Raw genomic sequence first — 17,054 nt, 5'->3', positions numbered from 1 at the left:
GGGAATCGGCGATGGGGTCGTAGGGGGTGATTTCGCCTGGTCCCGGGTTCAGCGCAGGACGCCGACGCGGTCGGGTACGGGTACGGCGGCGGCCTGGTGCCGCTGCCTGCCGAGCCCGGTGATCTCGAGTTCGACGACGTCGCCGTCGCCGAGGTAGGGGAAGCGTCCGGACAGGGCCACTCCCTCGGGGGTGCCGGTGCAGATGATGTCCCCGGGCTCGAGGGTCATGTACTGGGACAGGTGCCAGATGATCTCGTCGACGCCGTGGATCATGTCGGCGGTGGTGGAGTCCTGGCGGGGTGCGCCGTTGACCCAGGTGCGCAGGGTCAGGGCGAGGGGGTCGATCTCGTCGGCGGGCACGAGCCACGGGCCGGTGGGCAGGAACCCGGGGGCGCACTTGCCCTTGGACCACTGGCCGAGGGAGTCGGCGAGCTGCCAGGTGCGCTCGGAGACGTCGTCGACGATGGTGTACCCGGCGATGTGATCGCACGCGTCGGCGGGTGAGGGGATGTAGGCGGCGCGCCGTCCGATGACGACGGCGAGCTCGACCTCCCAGTCCACGGTGGTGGCGCCGGGCGGGAGGGGCAGGTCGTCGTCGGGCCCGGCGACGGTGTTGGGGTGCTTGAGGAAGCAGATGGGCAGGCGCGGCGGTTCAGCGCCGGACTCGGTGGCGTGGGCGGCGTAGTTCTGGCCGATGCAGATCACGGCGGCCGGCCGGGCCACGGGCGCGCCGCGGCGGATGGCCGCGGCGCCGGGCAGGACAGGCAGGACGCCGGCGCTCAGGGCCGCGCGGGTGCGGGCGATGCCGTCCTGGCCGAGGAAGGCACCGTCGATGTCGGCCGTCAGGGGCCGCAGGTCGTGCGTGGCGCCGTCGTGCTCGACGGCGGGGATCTCGCGGCCGCGGGGGCCGAGGCGGAGCAGGTGCACGGTTGCTCTCCTGGTGTCGTAGGGAGGGTGAGGTCGGGCCCGGCCGGGTGACCGGTCCCGGTGCCGCCGGTCCGGCGCGGCCCGTGTGGGGCGGGCGCGGCGGGCCGGGCGGCGGCCTCGTGCACGTGGTCCGGGGTGCGCATGCCGAGGACGATCAGGGGCGTCGTGGGCTGAATTCATCGAATTAATAGCACGCGCTATCGGGCAGATGGAAGATTTTGCTGACTTCTCACCCCCGAGAGAGCAGATCTCTCTTGTGTGCTTTATAATCCCGCGACCAGTTTGCACGATCCGGCCGGTGCACGACGCCGCGCGAATCGTTCGTACCCGCCGGTTGACCTCAACCTGGGTTGAGGTCCCAGGATGTGCGCATGGAAGCGATCCTGCTGCACGCCTTCGGCCCGCCCGAGAACCTCGTCGTCGGCCATCTGCCCGATCCCGCGCCCGGCCCCGGGCAGGTGCTGGTCGACGCCGTCGCGCACGGCGTGCACCTGATGGACACCTCCCTGCGGCGCGGCGTGGCCGGGCCGCTCGCGCTGCCCGAGCTGCCCGCCGTGCCGGGCCGCGAGGTCGCGGGCGTGGTGAGCCGCACCGGGGCCGGGGTGCCGGCGTCCTGGACCGGGACGCGGGTCGCGGCCCACCTGGGCGCCGTGGCCCGCGGCGGCGGGTACGCACGCCGCGTCGTCGTGGACGCTGCGGCCCTGCACCGCATCCCCGACGGGCCCCGCGGGCCGCTCGGCGAGGCCGACGCCATCGCCATGATCGGCACCGGGCGCATGGCCGTGTACACGCTCGACGTCGCGGGCCTGACACCGGCCGACGTCGTCGTCGTGACCGCCGCGGCGGGCGGGCTCGGCAGCCTGTTCGTCCAGGAGGCCCTCGCCGTCGGGGCACGCGTGCTGGCCCTGGCCGGCGGGGAGGCGAAACTCCGGGTGCTGCGGGAGCTGACCGGCGGCACGCACGGCGCGCCCGGCGACACCGGCCCGTCCTGGCTCGTGCCGGACCGCGGGCGCCGGATCGCCTGGGTGGACTACACGGCGCCGGGCTGGGTGGCGGCCGCGCGGGAGGCACTCGCCGGGCTCACCGGGGACGACGCGGCGGACGGCGGGTCGGCGACGGTGGTGTTCGACGGCGTCGGCGGGGAGCTGGGGACCGCCGCGACCGCCCTGCTGCGGACCGGCGGGCGGCTGATCGCGTACGGGTGGGCCTCGGGGGCGCCGAACGGGTACACGTCGTGGGCGGCGGGTTCCCCGGAGGCGGGCGGCGGCCTCGGGCGCGGGCCGGCGCCGGACGACGTCGTCGTGCGCTACGCGGTGGGCCCGGACGCTCCCCCGATGGGCGACCAGCGCCCGTACCAGGAGCGCGCGCTGGCGGCGGCGGCCTCGGGCCGCTGGCGGGTGCTGACCCACCGGGTCCCGTTCGCCGAGGCGGCCCGCGCGCACCGGGAGCTCGAGGAGCGGCGGACGACGGGGAAGGTCGTGCTGGTGTGAGGCCGGGCCCGCGGGGCCCGGCGCCGCCGGCGTGACCGCGGCGGCCCCGGGGCCCGGGACCTGCCCGCCCCGGGCCCTGCCCCGGGGTGGGTCACGCCCGCCGGCGGCGCGCCGTGACCCAGGCGCCCGCGATGCCGGCGGCCGCGGCGATCCCGGCCACTCCCGCGATCAGGGGGCCGGTGGGGATCGTGGCGTCCGCCGGGGCGGCGGCCGGCGCCGGGCTCGCCCCGGGTGCCGGCGCGGACGGGGTACCGGCCGGCGGGGCCGCGCTCTCGCCGATCGACGCGCCGGTCGCCACGAAGGCGGGGGCGGGCATCTCGCCGGACGGGTCGGGGTCGGTCCACTCGGCGTGCCCCTCGATGCAGACCTGCTGCGTCGGGAAGGCGAACGACTGCCCGGGCCGGCCGGTGACCCGCACGTCGAGCGTCATCGTGGCGGTGTCGCCGTCCTGGACCGGCTGGCCGGTCCAGGCGACGTGCTGCGGCTGGACGTCCGCGTTCCAGCCCTCGGGGAGCGTCCCGGCGGACAGCGCCTCGACGCCCTCGGGGACGTCCATGTGCAGGGCGTAGGTCGGCGAGCCCTCGCAGCCGTGGTCGAACACGAACGTGAGGGTGGTGGTGCCGTCCCCGTTGGGGGCGACCTCACCGATGCTGACGTGCGCGGACGCCGGGGCGGCGGGCATCAGCAGGAGGGCCGTGGCCGCCACGGCGACCCCCGGGCCCCGGGCTGCGGTGGGTCTCACTGCGTCACCTCCACGGGGACGTCGACGACGGGGTTCTCGTACTTGGACGTGCGCACGCTCACGGCGACCGTCCAGGAGCCGGGCATCGTCAGGTCGACGACGGCCTCGTAGGTGCCCGGGCCGGTGGGGTTCACGGCGGGCGTGAACGGGCCGATCGCCGGGTCCGCGAGCGTGACGGCGACCGCCGGCGGCTCGACGGGTTCCAGCGGCTCGCCGTCGGTCCCGACGATCTCGATCTCCAGGGCGTTGACGCCGAGGCCGCCCGGGGTGACGCGGGCCGTGATCGTCCCGTCGCCGGTCTCCTGGGTGGCCTGCGCCGGTTCCGGCGCGGCCGGGGCGCCGCCGGACGCCGCGGCTGCCTGACCCCCCGCGTCCGTCGCGGCCGGCACGGGGCTGTTCGAGACCAGCACCCCCGTGACCGCCAGGACCGCGCCGAGCAGCACCGCCTCGGCCAGGACGGTGCGGCGCAGGGCGCGGGCCGCGCCGGCGGTCCCGCCCGCGGTACCACCGGTGGTCGCGCCGGCCGTGACGGCGGGCACGAGCCGGTACCGGTTCCAGGCCGCGAGCGCCACGACGCACAGCACCAGGCCCGCCTTGACCAGCAGCGAGCGCCCGTAGTCCGTGCCGAGAAGGGCCTCGAGGGTGCCCAGGATGCGCCAGCCGAGGGTGAGGCCGGTCAAGGCGACCACGAGCGCCAGCCAGGCGCCGAGGGCGGAGAACCGGGTGACGGTGACGGCCGCCCGCCGCGGGTCGAGGCCCGACGACGGTGTCAGGGCCAGGGCGAGCCCGGTGACTCCCGCGAGCCAGACCGCACCGGCGGTGACGTGGGTCAGGTCGGAGGCGAGCACGAGCCACCAGGGCCCGAAGGTGCGGGTGTGGCCGGTCACGACGAGGGCGCCGAGGGCGAGGGCGGAGCCGCCGAGCGCGAGTCCCGCCGCCGCGGCGGGCGTGATCCGGCGCAGGGGGCCCGGCGTGCGGGCGCCAGCCGCGGGGCCGTCCGACGACGCGCGCGGCGCGGCGAGGGCCGCGAGCAGGAGTCCTGCCAGGTTCAGGCCGCCGGCGAGGGCGGTGTCGGAGGCGAGGCCGGCCGCCCAGGTGCCGGGGGCCAGGACGTCGGCGAGGCCGGCGCCCGCCTGCCAGGCCGCCGTCACGGGGACGCCGGCCACCAGGGCGACGGCGGCGGCGAGCAGGGCCAGGAGCCGCAGGCGCCGGATCCGGCGGCGCAGCACCGGGACGGCGCCGGGGGTGGCGTGCAGCACGAACAGCTCGAAGACCACCAGGCCCGCCACGAGGAACGTGCCCGCGTACCCGGTGGCCTGGGTGACGGCGCGCGCGACGGTCACGGCGGTACCGGGCTCGGCGGGCGCGGTGACGGCCGCGGTGACGTCCGCCGGGGTGCCACTGGGGGCGCCGACGGAGAACGAGAACGCACCGGATATCGGGTGCGAGTCCAGGGAGACGACCCGCCACGCCACCACGTAGGTGCCGTCGGCCAGCGGCTGCGCGGGCGTGACCACGACGTCGTCGTCGACCGCCTTGACGGTCGCGGCGACGGGGTCGCCCTGGGCGGTCAGGAGGGTCGTCGCGTCGGCGACGGCCTGCACGGGCTCGTTGAAGCTGATGGTGAGCCGCGCGGGTGCCTCCTGCAGGACGGTGCCGTCCGCGGGGTCGGTTCCGGTCAGCACGGCGTGCGCCGTGGCCGGGACGCTCGGCAGGAGGACGAGCAGGATCCCGGCCACGGCGCTCCCCAGCACCGCGACCCACCGGCGCGAGGGACGCATCTCGTCAGTCCCGCGCGCGGCGGGTCTTGAGGAACGCGACCAGGCCCAGCAGGAAGCCCGCGGCGCCCAGCGCGAGGGCGATCCAGGTCAGCGCCGGGGAGCCGGCGGTGGTGGAGGCGGCGGCGGCGCCGGACGCCTCGTCCGCGACCTCCTGGCCGGCGGGCTCGGCGACCGTGCCGTGCGCGCCGCCCTCGGCGGCGGTCAGCGCGAAGTACGGGGCCGGGTACTCCGGCTCCGCGGCGCCCTCCTGCGTGGGCTGCACCCAGGCCGTCTCGCCCTCCTCGCACTCCTGGACCACCGGGAACGCGAGCGTCTCCCCCTCGGTCTCCGGGAGCTTGAGGGACAGCTCGAACGCGTCGCGCAGCCCGTCGGGCAGCGGGTCGTGCGCGGTGTAGACCACCTCGGCGACGCGCTCGGTGTACTCGCCGCCGTGCCCGTCCTCGACGGGCTCGGGGAGCTCCTCCATCACGTTCTCCACGTCCCAGGACGGGTTCACGCTCGGGGTGACGGCGATGATCTGCTCCGGCATCTGGATGGACACCTTGGTGGTGCCCGAGCCCTCGCAGCCGTGCGGGACCGCGAAGGTCAGCAGGGCGTACGAGCCGGCCGCCGTCCCGCTCGGGGTGACGGTGACGTGGGCCGACGCCGCCGTGGCGCCCGCCAGGACGAGGCCGGTGGCAAGGACGGTGGCGCCGAGGGCGCGCAGGGAGGTACGCATGGGGTTTTTCTGGCCTTTCGAAAGGGGGAAGGGGGTGTCGTGGTCACGCCGCCGCGGGCGGCGCCCTCCCCCGTGCCTTCCAGGGCGCGGCCGGCTCGCGCATCGTGGCCAGGTCCGGATGCGGGAACGCCCGCGGGACGACGACGGCGCGCGGCCGCCCGGGCAGCGTGCGGCACGTCAGCCAGGCCCACAGCCGCCACAGCACCGCCTCGCCGTACCGCAGCACCAGGGCGACGGCGAAGGTCGCCACCACGTGCGCGGCGACCATGAGCAGGGACGACGACGCCGCGGACGCCTCGGCGGCCACGGCACCGTGGTCATGGGCGGCATGGGCCGCCACGGCCGGGGCGCCGCCGGGAGCGGCCGCGCCCTCCAGGCCGAGGTGCAGGAGGACCTGCACCGGGCCGAGGACCGCGAGCAGGCGGGGGAAGCTCAGCTCCTGCCGGGCGATCCACCGCACCGCGACGCACGTCACCGCCCCCAGCGCCAGGAACGGCACAACCTGCGGCGTCGCTCCCCCGACCGCGCCGTGCAGCCCGGTGGTCAACCCGAGGACCGCCGCCGTCAGCAGCGCGACCCGCACCAGGTGCAGGGATCCGGTCCCGGGGGAATTCACCGGCACAGGCTAACCGACCCTTGCCCGGGCAAAACACCAGGCAAAACGATTCGGGGTCCGCCCCCCGGGACCCTCGGACCGCTGCTCAGGGCTCAGGGACTCAGGCCCAGCGCCCGCGCTCGGTCAGGACCTGCTTGAGGAGGTCCGCCCGGTCCGTGACGATGCCGTCCACGCCCAGGTCGATCAGGCGGTGCATCTCGGCGGTCTCGTTGACGGTCCACACGTGCACCTGCCGGCCCGCCGCGTGGGCGGTGCGGATCGTGGCGGCGTCGACCACCGTCAGGCTCCCACCCACCGGGAGGGCCCGGGTGACCGGGACCTGGAGGGCGCCGACGTCGCGCAGCGCGAACCGCGCCACCGCCGTCAGGCCCGTGCGCGCGCCGAGCAGGAACCCGGCCACCTCGCTCGTGCCCGCCGACGTCGCGACCGGGCGGGTCAGGCGCGCGAGCGTGGCGCGGCGCCGGGCCCGGGAGAACGACGTCACGCACACGCGGGCGTGGGCCGCGGTGCGCTCGATCGCGGCCGCGACCGGCGCCACGCCCGAGGCCGCCTTGACGTCGATGTTCACCCGCAGCCTCGGCCAGGTCCCGAGCAGGTCCTCCAGCTTCGGCACCGGCTCGGTGCCGCCGATCCGCGCCTGCCGGACCACGGACCACGGCAGGTCGGCGACCCGCCCCGAGGAGTCGGTGGTGCGGTCCAGGGACTCGTCGTGCAGGGCCACCGCGACGCCGTCGGACGTGCCGTGCGCGTCCGTCTCCACGTACCCGAACCCGAGGCCGACCGCCGCCGCGAACGCGGCCATCGAGTTCTCCGGGCCGGTGCCGGCGCCGTCCGGGCGGGCGAAGCCGCGATGGGCCAGGGCCGCGAAACCGCCGGGGGCGTCGAAGTAGCCGCCGCGCCCGGCGCCGCCGTCGTCCGGCACCAGCCGCGTCACAGACGCTCCTCGAGCCAGGCGAACAGCTTGCCGAGGTACTCCGTGCGGGGGCCGTCGGCGGACAGGGACAGGTCGTGGACGGCGCCCGGCACGACGAGCTGGGTGACGTCCGCCCCCAGGCTGCGCGACCGGCGGGCGATCTGCTCGACGTCCAGCACCGTGTCCTGCTCGTCGAGGCGCGGGTTGTCGTGCCGGTCCGGCCCGGACGCGTCCGACCGGGCCACGAGCACCGGCACCGGGATCCGGAAGCCCCGCACCCACAGGTGCCACTGCACGCGCCGCACGGCCCGCATCCACAACGCCAGGGTGGGCTGGCCCCCGGGCTTCTTGAAGCGGGTGTCGAACTCCCAGCGGCCCCCGTTCGCGGCGAGCAGGTGCGTCGCGTACACGCTCGGACCCGAGGTGATGACGCGGTGCGGGGACGCCGGCGCGGCGATCCGCAGGAGCACCGTGCCGACCGTGCGCTCGAACAGCGTGCCCGGCAGGTCCAGGAACGGGCTGTTCAGGACCAGCAGGTCCGGGCCGCGGTACGAGCCGTCCGGGAGCGTGTTGCGGCGGGCGTGCGCCCACCAGGCCGCCGTCAGGCCGCCCGTGGAGTGCGCGTGGACGACCAGCGGCAGGCCCGGGTGCAGCTCGCGCACGGCGCGGGCCGCCTCGTCGATGTCGGCGGCCTGCTCGCGCAGGTCCCCCACGAAGTGCGGCACCTGGCTCTCGCGCAGCGAGCGCCCCGCGGCCCGCAGGTCGACCGCGTAGAACGCGTGCCCGGCCCGGTCGAACGCGTGCGCGAGGTGAGCCTGATGGAAGTAGTCGTTGTAGCCGTGCACGTGCAGGACGACGGCGCGGGGCTCCGGCCGCGCCCCGGCGGGCACGTGGCGCACGAGGGTGGCGGGGCCGAGCTTCGCCTGGTCGAACGACTCCCCGAGCAGGGCGTCCGGCTGCCACAGCAGCGGGACCTGCGACGACGCGGACGGCTGTGGTTCGGACACGTGGGGGATCTTAATGCGCCGGAACCAGGCTGGGCAGCAAACTCGCGCGGCCGTATCGTGACCGGATGAGCGAAGACGTCACGGGCGGCATCGTGCCCGACACGAAGGACTGGACCTGGGTCCTGGAACGGCGCTGCGACGAGTGCGGGTTCGACCCGGCCGGGGTCGAGGTCGCCGCGATCGGGGCGGCCGTGCGCGGGTACGTGCCGCGCTGGCAGGCGGCGCTCGGCCGGGAGGGGGTCGCCGGGCGGCCGTCGCCCGGCGTGTGGTCGGCCCTCGAGTACGGGGCGCACGTGCGGGACGTGTTCCGGGTCTTCGACGGGCGCCTGGCCGCGATGCTCGGCCAGGACGACCCGCCGTTCGAGAACTGGGACCAGGACGCGGCCGCCGTGGCCGCACGGTACGACCTGCAGGACCCCGCCGTCGTGGCGCGCGAGCTCGCCGAGGCGGGCGAGGCGATCGCCGCCCGCTGGGACGGCGTGCGCCCCGGCCAGCTGGACCGGCCGGGCCACCGCTCCGACGGCTCGGTGTTCACCGTGAGCACGCTGGGCACGTACTTCGTGCACGACGTCGTCCACCACCTGCACGACGTGCGCGCCTGAGGGCACCACGGGCCACCGGAGGCCGCTCCGGTGCGGCAGCCCGCTGCCGCACCAGGGTCCGGGCCCGGCGTCAGCCCACCGGTTCCAGCAGGAACAGCGGGATGACGCGGTCCGTCTTCTTCTGGTACTCGCCGTAGGTCGACCACGTGGCCACCGCGTGCTCCCACCATTGCGCGCGCTCCTCGCCGGACAGCTCGCGCGCGACGTACGCCTGCTTCACCTCGCCGTCCTGGAGCTCCACCTCCGGGTGCGCACGGAAGTTGTGCACCCAGACCGGATCCTTCGGGCCGCCGCCCAGGGAGGCGACGGCCAGGTAGCTGCCGTCCTTCTCGACCCGCATCAGCGGCGTCTTGCGGATCTTGCCGCTCTTGGCGCCACGGTTCGTGATGACGACGATCGGGTCGCCCGTGCGCGCCAGGACGTTCGCCGCGGTCCCGTTCGACGCCTCGAACGCCTCCACCTGGTCACGCACCCAGCCGGCCGTGCTCGGAACATATTCACCCTGAAGTTCGGTCATGAAGGGTGCAACGCACGGGCGGCGAAGATGTTCCGGGCCCGGCGACGTCGTGCCGCGCGGCGCCGGCTACCCGGCGGCGTGCTCCCGCAGCACCTCGACCACCAGGGCGTGGTCGTCCGCCTGCGCCAGGCCCGACACGGTCACCACGCCGACGACCCCGACCCCGGCGACCCGCACCGGGAACGCGCCGCCGTGCGCCGCGTACTCCTGGAACGACAGGCCCTGCTGGGCGTTGAAGTTCTCGCCCTTGGCCCGGGCCCGCAGCCCCACCAGGTACGACGACGCACCGAACCGGTACACCGTGCGCACCTTGCGCTCCACCCACGAGTCGTTGTCCGGCGTGGTGCCCGGCCGGGCGGCATGGAACACCTGCTGGGTGCCCTTGCGGATGTCGACCGTGACCGGCAGGTCCCGCTCCACGGCCAGCTCCACCAGCCGGGACCCGAGACGCCAGGCGTCGTCATGGGTGAAGGCCTGCAGCACCAGCTCGGCCTCCTGGGCCGTGACCTCGTCGATGGCAACCTGGATCGCGTCGTCGTTCATGGGGCCATCCTGCCCGACGGGCGTGACGCCACGAGCGTGGGTCCTGCCGGCGGATACCGCCGAATTGCGGTGCCTGGACCCTGTCCCTCCGCCCGGGCCCGTCCGGGTTCGGGACGACGACGACGGGTTCACCGACACCTCCAGCTTCGTGGGCGCCGGGCGGATCCCCTGGGAGCAGGTCACCGGCTGGCACGTCTGGGAGATCCAGGGCCAGAGGAACCTGTGCGTCACGGTGACCGACCCGCGGGCCGTGCTCGGCCGGATGGGCCCGCTCGCGCGCCTGATGTCACGCGGCAACATCAAGCTCGCCGGGACGCCGGAAAACACGTTGCCGTCCTCCGTCCGCGCGCCTACCGTCGGCCCATGGCCCTCGCATTCGCCGGAGTTCGCGTCCACGCCCATGATCCGCAGGGGCAGGCGGCGTTCTGGGCCGGGCTCCTCGGCTGGCGGATCGCACGGAGCGCACCGGACGGCGTCGTCGTGCGGCCCACCGACGGCACCGCCTACGGCCTCCGGTTCGTCGCGAGCGACGAGCCCAAGACGCGGCAGAACCGCGTGCACCTCGATCTGACGAGCGCGTCGCGCCAGGACATGGACGGGCGGGTCGAGACCGCGCTGCGGTCCGGGGGCGAGCACTGCGACGTCGGGCAGGGACCGGACGAGACGCACGTCGTCCTGGCCGATCCGGAGGGCAACGAGTTCTGCGTCGTCCCGCCGGAGAACACGTTCCTCGCCGGGTGCGGCCTGATCGGTGCGCTGAACTGCGAGGGAAGGGCCGTCACGGGGTACTTCTGGCACGCGGCGCTGGGCTGGCCGCTGGTGTGGGACCAGGACGAGGAGACGGCGGTCCAGGCGCCCGGGGGCGGCACGAAGATCACCTGGAGCGGTCCGCCGATCCCGCCGAAGGCCGGGACGAACCGGCTCTGCCCGGAGCTCTCCGCGCCCGCCGCCGAGCTCCGCGCCGAGACCGCCCGGCTCGTCGGGCTCGGTGCGCGGGTCCTCGACGACGCCGGCGACGTCGTCGTCCTGGCAGACCCCGACGAGAACGAGTTCTTCCTGCGGACCTCCGACTGACCGGACAGAACGAGGGACCCCGCCCGGTCCATCTCGGGCGGGGCCCCTCGCCTTCGACCCCCGGCCTGCCCGGGGGTAGTTCAGTGGCGGGCCGTCACGCGCAGTCGACCACGGGGATCGTCGCCGGTGCCGTGCCGGTGCCGATGAAGCCGTACGACGCCGTCCCGCCGGCCGCGAGCAGGCTGCCGTTCCAGGTCGAGTTCTTCACCTGGACCCGTGAGCCGGTCACGGTCAGCTGGCCGTTCCACAGCTGCGACACCGTCGAGCCCGACAGCGTGAACGACGTCGTCCAGCCGGTCAGCGGCCGGGTCGCGGTGACCGTCACCTCGGCCTGGTAGCCGCCCTGCCAGCCGTTCACGATCCGCATCACGGCCGTGCAGCCGGACGCCGGCGACGGACTGGCGCTGTCGGACGGCCAGGGCGGGCACGACGGCGCGGGCGTCGGCGCCCCCTCCTCGCAGCCCGGCGGGCGGGGCGACGCGGACGGCGACGGCGGCGGGCACGTCGTCAGCGCCGAGACCGCACCCGTGCCGCAGTCCGGGATCGACGGCGTCGGGGTCGGCGTCCGGGACGGCATCGTCATCGACGGGCTGGGCGACGGCGTCGCGCCGGCCTCGTCGAGCCCGCCGAAGAAGTCCATCGCGTACCTCGCCATCCCCGTGCGATACACGTCGTGCGAGTATCCCTGCAGGCTGATCGACTGGAACGTGGGCCGGGCGGCGTCGCCGTACGTGGTGCGCGTCCACGCCGTCTGCGGCTGGTCCACGCGCCCGGAGCCGGACGCCAGGCCGTGCAGGTTGGTCCACTGCTTGATCTGCTCGCCGAAGTTCGGGTACGCCAGCACCGTGTCCTGCGTGCCGTGCCACGTCTGGAAGCGCGGGTACGTGCCCGACCACGACGGGTACATGCCGCGGGCCGCGTCGCCCCACGCCTGCGCCGTGCGGATGTCGCGGCCGCCCGAGCAGGTGCTGTTCCAGGTGTTCGTGGAGCTGCCCGTCGCGAAGCAGGTCGCCGGGACGCCCGCGAACGCCGAGCCCGCCGCGAAGACGTCCGGGTACAGCGCCAGCAGGACGTTCGTCGTCATCGCCCCGGACGACACGCCCGTCGCGTAGATCCGCGAGGCGTCCACGCCGTAGTGGCTCCGGGCGTAGTCGATCATCGACTTGATCGCGACCGGGTCGCTGCCGCCGTCGCGCCTCAGGGCGTCCGGGGAGTAGACGTCGAAGCACTTGCTGTCGCGCGTCGCCTCCGGGAACACGATGACGAACCCCTGCTGGTCCGCCGCGGTGACGAACTCCCGCGCGGCCCCGCTGAAGTACGCCTGCGCCGTCCCCGTGCAGTAGTGCACCGCGACCAGCAGCGCGGGATTCGGGTCGACGTTCTCCGGCACGTAGACGTACATGTTCAGGTTGCTGGGGTTCGGCCCGAAGTTCGTCACCCGCGTCAGGCTCGCGGCCGACGACGCCGGCTGCGTCGCCGCGCTCAGCCCGAGCGCGCCCGCGGTCAGGACCAGGGTCGCGGCGAGCGCCCCGACCAAGGGTCGTAAAAATCGTTTACTACGTATCGCGTTCATCAGGCCGCTCATCATCGAGACCCTTCGCCGGAATGCGGGGACGACACCGGCGCGTGGCGCCGGGTCCGGCACCATCGAACCCGTGCCGTTCGCCGGGGTCCACGGCGTGAACCGATTAAGCCCGGCTTCGCCTCCTCCGGCCGGGCTACCCGCAGGATCCCGCGCACCCGCTGCCGTGCTGGTACCGTGCGGCGCGAGTTCGGTGCACGACGAGATGAGGCCCGGGAGGGGCAAGGATGAACGGACCGGAGGCCGGCGCCGGGAGGCGACCGTCGGACGCGGTGACCTGGGTGCTCGCCGCCGCCTGCGTCGTGGCCCCGCTGTCGGTGGTGCTCGCGCCGGACGACGCGCCGGCGCCGTTCGTGGTGACGCTGGCGCTGCAGGTGGCGGCACTCGTGCAGATAGGCCGGCACATCGCCGGCCGGCTGCGGTCCGGGATCGCGGCCCGAGCCGGCGACTACGTGACGGCGGGCGTGCCCGCGGTCGCGGCGGCCCTGACCTACGGCACGCTGACGCTCGCCGCCCTCGAGTACGGCATCCGGGGCAGCGCGCTGCCGCGGCTGATGTCCGGGGTGCGCCACGGGGTGCCGCTCGCCACCGATCTCACGTACGTGCTGTCGGTCGCGACGGCCGCCGCGATCGTGGTGGCCTCGGCGGCGCTGGTGGTGGTGCTCGCCCGCCACCGGCTGCGGGCGGGCCTGGCCGAGGCGGGGGACGCCGCCGCGACGGCCGCCGAGGCGGTACGGGCCGCCGCCGGCTCACCCGGCAGGCGGCGTGGCCTGGTGCCCGTGACGCGCGCGTCCGACGGGTTCGGCAGGCGGATGATGTCGCCGTCCGCCTGGGTGGTGACCGCGGTGACGGCCGTGCTCATGCCCCCGGGGCTGTGGCTGCTCGCCGCGGATCCCCAGGGGAACCTGATGTTCCTCGGGTTCCTGCTGGTGTTCCCGGGCGCCACCGTGGGGGCGTGGGTGGCCCTGCAGGCGCTGTGGCGGCCGGACGAGCAGTTCGGCCACGTCGTCATGGCGCTCTACCGCGGCATGGTGGTTCCCGTGCTGACCGTGCCGCCGCTCGCCGTCGTGCAGCTCGTGTTCACCCGGCTGCCGTTCTTCGCCGACCGCGTCGTGGCGTACGCCGACCCCGAGGACTACATCCCGCACTACTGGTTCGCGGGCGACGAGGCGGCGATCGACCTGACCGGCGGATCGCCGCTGACCCAGGCCGTCATGGCCGTGCTGGGCGGGTTCGCGTTCGCGCTGCTGGCGGCCGTCGTCGTGGCCGTGTTCGTCGTCTGGCCGTACCTGGCCCTCGTCAACCCGACGGCGCTGCTCACGGAGAGCAAGCTCAGCGAGGATCCCGCGCACGTCGCGGACAACGTCGCCGTGACCAGGATGTCGTCCGCCATCGCGATCCTGGCGTTCGTGATCCCGACCCTGATGGTCCTGTCCGAGTCCGACGAGATCGGCTGGTGGATCGGGGCGCTGCTCATCCCCGTCCTGGTCGTGCTGGTCTACCGCGCCTGGTCACGCCAGCGCGCGACGGGCGGCGCAAGGAACTGAGAGGACGCCGCGCCCGGCCGGCCCGGCCGGGCGCCGGCCGTCCTACCCCAGCGAGACGCGGGTCTCGTTCCCGGCCGGCGGCTCCTTGGAGACCTCGGCGTAGGCCGCGGCCAGCAGGGCCGGGTCCGGGCCCTCGAGGCGCACCGGCCGGGCGACGTCGTCCAGCACCACGAACCGCAGCAGGTCGCCGCGGGACTTCTTGTCGCGGCGCATCGCCGCCAGGAGCTCCTCCCAGCGGTCGCCGCGGTACGACGTCGGCAGGCCGAGCGACGTGAGGATCGCGCGGTGCCGGTCGACGACGTCGTCGTCCAGCTTCCCCGCGAGCCGCGACAGCTCGGCCACGAACACCATGCCCACGGCGACGGCGGCGCCGTGCCGCCACTGGTACCGCTCGGCGAGCTCGACCGCGTGCCCGAAGGTGTGCCCGTAGTTGAGGATCTCGCGCAGGCCCGCCTCCTTCAGATCCTCCCCCACGACGTGCGCCTTGACCGTCACGGACCGCGTGACCAGCTCGGCCAGCACGTCCCAGGTCTCGGGTGCCGCGTCCGGGCCCTTCCAGTTCAGGAAGGAGTCCGCGTGCCGTTCGACGAGCCGCAGGATCTCCGGGTCCGCGATGAAGCCGGTCTTGACCACCTCGGCCATCCCGGCCACGAGGTCCCACCGGTCCAGGGACTCCAGCGCCGCCAGGTCGCACAGCACGCCCGCGGGCGGGTGGAACGAGCCCACCAGGTTCTTGCCCTCGGCCGTGTTGATGCCGGTCTTGCCGCCGACGGCGGCGTCCACCATGGCCAGCAGCGTCGTGGGCACGTGCACCACCGTGATGCCGCGCAGCCAGGTCGCCGCGACGAACCCGGCCAGGTCCGTCGTCGCGCCGCCGCCCACGGACACGATCGCGTCCGAGCGCGTGAAGTCCGCCTGCCCGAGCACGCCCCAGCAGAACGCCGCGACCTGCGCGGTCTTCTGCTCCTCCGCGTCGGGCAGCTCGCACGCGAACGCCTCGTAGCCCTGGGCGAGCAGGTCCTCGCGGATCGCCTCGCCGGTCGCCTCCAGGGACGCGGGGTGCATGACGAGCACGCGCCGCACGCCCTCGCCGATCATCGCGGGCAGCTCGCCGAGCAGGTGCTTGCCGACGACGACGTCGTACGGCCTCTCGCCCTTCACGGTCACGCGGGTGGTCACGCCGGGTCCTCCTGGGTGGTCTCGTCGTCTGCGTGCTTCGGGTCGGCTAGGTCGGTGACGAGGGTCAGGCCGAAGGCCCGCACGACCTCGGCCGCCACCTCCTCGGCGGGAGCCTCCGTGGACTGCACGCGGAGCGTGGCGAGGCGCTCGTAGGTGGGGCGGCGGCGTTCCATCAGCTCCAGCCAGCGCTGCCGGGGGTTGCCCAGCAGGAGCGGGCGGGCCTGGTTCATGCCGACGCGCGGGGCGGCGACCGCGAGGGTCACGTCCAGGAAGACCACCCGGCCGCCGGCCGCGGTGTACGCCGTCAGGGCCGCGTCCGTGGCGGCGTCCATGACGGCGCCGCCGCCGAGCGACAGGACGCCGTCGTGCTCCGCGAGCGCCGCGGCGACCGCCTCGCGTTCCAGGGCGCGGAAGGCGGGTTCGCCGTCGTCGACGAAGATGTCGGCCACGGGCTTGCCGGCGCGTTCCTCGATGTCGTCGTCGGTGTCGCGGACCCCGGCGCCCAGGCCGTGGGCCAGGACGCGCCCGAGCTTGGACTTGCCGGAGCCGGGCGGGCCGATGAGGACCACCACGGGGCCCGAGCTCACCGCAGGGTCTCCGGGATGGCCGCGAGGTAGGCCTCGGCGTTGCGCCTGACCTCGACCAGGGAGTCGCCGCCGAACTTCTCGACGGCGGCCTCGGCCAGGACGAGGGCGACCATGGCCTCGGCGACGACGGCGGCGGGCGGGACCGCGCACACGTCGGAGCGCTGGTGGTGCGCGGTGACGGGTTCGCCGGTGGCGACGTCGACCGTGGGCAGGGCGCGCGGGACGGTGGAGATGGGCTTCATGGCGGCGCGCACGCGGATGGGCTCGCCGTTGGACATGCCGCCCTCGATGCCGCCGGCGCGGTTCGTCTCGCGGACGATCCCGCCGGTGGTGCCGTGGGACCCGGCGGGCAGGATCGCGTCGTGCGCGGCGGAGCCGCGGCGGCGGGCGGTGCGGAAGCCGTCGCCGACCTCGACGCCCTTGATGGCCTGGATGCCCATGAGCGCGGCGGCGAGGCGCGCGTCCAGGCGCCGGTCGCCCTGGACGTAGGTGCCGAGCCCCGAGGGCACGCCGTGCACGACGACCTCGACGACGCCGCCGAGGGTGTCGCCGTCGGCCTTGGCGAGGTCGATCTCCTCGACCATGAGCTTGGAGGTGGCGGCGTGGTGGCAGCGCACGGGGTCGGCGTCGAGCGCGGCGACGTCGTCCGGGCCGGGCACGGGCGCATCCTCGGGGACCTCGACCGCGCCGATCGCGACGACGTGCGAGACGAGCCGCACGCCCAGCGCCTGCTGCAGGAAGTTCGCGGCGGCAACGCCGAGCGCGACCCGCATCGCGGTCTCGCGGGCGGACGCGCGCTCCAGGACGGGGCGGGCGTCGTCGAACGCGTACTTGCGCATGCCCACGAGGTCGGCGTGGCCGGGGCGCGGGCGCGTGAGCGGCCGGTTGCGGGCGATCTCCTTCTCGTCGCCGGTGCCGGCGTCCTTCAGGAGGGCCTCGCGCTCGACCGGGTCCGCGGACATGACCTCGGTCCACCTGGGCCACTCGGTGTTGCCGATCTCGACGGCGAGCGGCCCGCCCTGGGTGAGGCCGTGCCGCAGGCCGCCGAGCACGCGCAGCTCGTCCTGCTCGAACTTCTGCCGGGAGCCGCGGCCGTAGCCGAGGCGGCGGCGCGCGAGCGCGGCGCGGATGTCGTCGGTCGTGAGGGCCACGCCGGCAGGCAGGCCCTCCATGACGCCCACCAGGGCGGGTCCGTGGGATTCTCCGGAGGTCAGCCAGCGAAGCATGCG

The 17,054-nt window shown here is 75.1% G+C and carries 17 protein-coding genes; 4 read left to right on the top strand and 13 right to left on the bottom strand.

The features are described from left to right. Nucleotides 1-48: 48 nt before the first annotated feature. The gene (locus ABD208_RS05490) at nt 49-927 is read right to left on the bottom strand and encodes a fumarylacetoacetate hydrolase family protein (protein WP_344100359.1); all 879 of its coding nucleotides are present in this window, start codon (nt 925-927) and stop codon (nt 49-51) included. Between the two features lie 371 nt (nt 928-1,298). Between ABD208_RS05490 and ABD208_RS05485 the strand changes: the two genes are divergently transcribed. Next, entirely contained in the window at nt 1,299-2,417 is a 1,119-nt protein-coding gene (locus tag ABD208_RS05485; protein ID WP_344100357.1) for a zinc-binding dehydrogenase, read from the top strand. A 91-nt stretch (nt 2,418-2,508) separates the two neighbouring features. On the opposite strand, the gene ABD208_RS05480 is transcribed toward ABD208_RS05485, so the two are convergent. The 6 genes from ABD208_RS05480 to ABD208_RS05455 all read right to left on the bottom strand — a co-directional run bounded on the left by ABD208_RS05480 (nt 2,509) and on the right by ABD208_RS05455 (nt 8,194). Then, the gene (locus ABD208_RS05480) at nt 2,509-3,159 is read right to left on the bottom strand and encodes a DUF1775 domain-containing protein (RefSeq protein WP_344100355.1); all 651 of its coding nucleotides are present in this window, start codon (nt 3,157-3,159) and stop codon (nt 2,509-2,511) included. Beyond that, nucleotides 3,156-4,940, bottom strand: a complete 1,785-nt coding sequence (locus tag ABD208_RS05475; protein WP_344100353.1) for a copper resistance protein CopC — start codon at nt 4,938-4,940, stop codon at nt 3,156-3,158. The genes ABD208_RS05480 and ABD208_RS05475 overlap by 4 nt, the downstream gene beginning before the upstream one ends. A 4-nt stretch (nt 4,941-4,944) precedes the next feature. Further along, a complete protein-coding gene (locus ABD208_RS05470) occupies nt 4,945-5,658 on the bottom strand; it encodes a YcnI family copper-binding membrane protein (RefSeq protein ID WP_344100351.1) in 714 nt (237 codons plus the stop codon). A 43-nt stretch (nt 5,659-5,701) separates the two neighbouring features. Further along, the gene (locus ABD208_RS05465; RefSeq protein WP_344100349.1) at nt 5,702-6,274 is read right to left on the bottom strand and encodes a hypothetical protein; all 573 of its coding nucleotides are present in this window, start codon (nt 6,272-6,274) and stop codon (nt 5,702-5,704) included. A 100-nt stretch (nt 6,275-6,374) separates the two neighbouring features. Next, nucleotides 6,375-7,208, bottom strand: coding sequence for a glycerophosphodiester phosphodiesterase family protein (locus ABD208_RS05460; protein ID WP_425561072.1), 834 nt, complete (start codon nt 7,206-7,208; stop codon nt 6,375-6,377). Next, nucleotides 7,205-8,194, bottom strand: a complete 990-nt coding sequence (locus ABD208_RS05455; protein WP_344100347.1) for an alpha/beta hydrolase — start codon at nt 8,192-8,194, stop codon at nt 7,205-7,207. The genes ABD208_RS05460 and ABD208_RS05455 overlap by 4 nt, the downstream gene beginning before the upstream one ends. Nucleotides 8,195-8,259: 65 nt before the next feature. On the opposite strand from ABD208_RS05455, the gene ABD208_RS05450 reads away from it, so the two are divergent. Further along, on the top strand, nt 8,260-8,796 hold the full coding sequence (locus tag ABD208_RS05450) for a DinB family protein (protein ID WP_344100344.1): 537 nt from the start codon (nt 8,260-8,262) through the stop codon (nt 8,794-8,796). Between the two features lie 70 nt (nt 8,797-8,866). Here the strand turns inward: ABD208_RS05450 and ABD208_RS05445 are convergent, their stop codons facing one another. Next, the gene (locus ABD208_RS05445; protein WP_344100342.1) at nt 8,867-9,313 is read right to left on the bottom strand and encodes a nitroreductase family deazaflavin-dependent oxidoreductase; all 447 of its coding nucleotides are present in this window, start codon (nt 9,311-9,313) and stop codon (nt 8,867-8,869) included. Between the two features lie 66 nt (nt 9,314-9,379). Next, complete coding sequence (locus ABD208_RS05440; RefSeq protein ID WP_344100340.1) at nt 9,380-9,856, bottom strand: heme-degrading domain-containing protein; 477 nt, start codon at nt 9,854-9,856, stop codon at nt 9,380-9,382. A gap of 363 nt (nt 9,857-10,219) precedes the next feature. Here ABD208_RS05440 and ABD208_RS05435 point away from each other — a divergent pair, with 363 nt between their 5' ends. After that, a complete protein-coding gene (locus ABD208_RS05435) occupies nt 10,220-10,930 on the top strand; it encodes a VOC family protein (RefSeq protein WP_344100338.1) in 711 nt (236 codons plus the stop codon). 94 nt (nt 10,931-11,024) lie between these two features. Here ABD208_RS05435 and ABD208_RS05430 read toward each other — a convergent pair whose 3' ends face one another. Further along, nucleotides 11,025-12,515, bottom strand: coding sequence for an extracellular catalytic domain type 1 short-chain-length polyhydroxyalkanoate depolymerase (locus tag ABD208_RS05430; RefSeq protein WP_344100336.1), 1,491 nt, complete (start codon nt 12,513-12,515; stop codon nt 11,025-11,027). 224 nt (nt 12,516-12,739) lie between these two features. On the opposite strand from ABD208_RS05430, the gene ABD208_RS05425 reads away from it, so the two are divergent. Further along, entirely contained in the window at nt 12,740-14,059 is a 1,320-nt protein-coding gene (locus ABD208_RS05425; RefSeq protein ID WP_344100334.1) for a hypothetical protein, read from the top strand. Nucleotides 14,060-14,101: 42 nt separating this feature from the next. On the opposite strand, the gene aroB is transcribed toward ABD208_RS05425, so the two are convergent. The 3 genes from aroB to aroC are packed head-to-tail and all read right to left on the bottom strand — an operon-like array spanning nt 14,102 to nt 17,051. Then, nucleotides 14,102-15,238 carry a 3-dehydroquinate synthase gene (gene aroB / locus ABD208_RS05420; RefSeq protein WP_344100332.1) on the bottom strand — a complete coding sequence of 379 codons (1,137 nt, stop codon included), beginning with the start codon at nt 15,236-15,238 and terminating at the stop codon, nt 14,102-14,104. Continuing rightward, the gene (locus ABD208_RS05415; protein ID WP_344100330.1) at nt 15,235-15,825 is read right to left on the bottom strand and encodes a shikimate kinase; all 591 of its coding nucleotides are present in this window, start codon (nt 15,823-15,825) and stop codon (nt 15,235-15,237) included. Before ABD208_RS05415 ends, aroB begins: the two co-directional genes overlap by 4 nt. Continuing rightward, nucleotides 15,822-17,051 carry a chorismate synthase gene (aroC, locus tag ABD208_RS05410; RefSeq protein ID WP_344100328.1) on the bottom strand — a complete coding sequence of 410 codons (1,230 nt, stop codon included), beginning with the start codon at nt 17,049-17,051 and terminating at the stop codon, nt 15,822-15,824. Before aroC ends, ABD208_RS05415 begins: the two co-directional genes overlap by 4 nt. Nucleotides 17,052-17,054: the final 3 nt, after the last annotated feature.

The sequence above is a fragment of the Myceligenerans crystallogenes genome, from assembly GCF_039529775.1.
Classification (GTDB): Bacteria; Actinomycetota; Actinomycetes; order Actinomycetales; family Cellulomonadaceae; genus Myceligenerans; species Myceligenerans crystallogenes.
The sequence above is the reverse complement of the archived record's forward strand: the minus strand, read 5'-3'. Positions and strand labels throughout refer to the sequence as shown.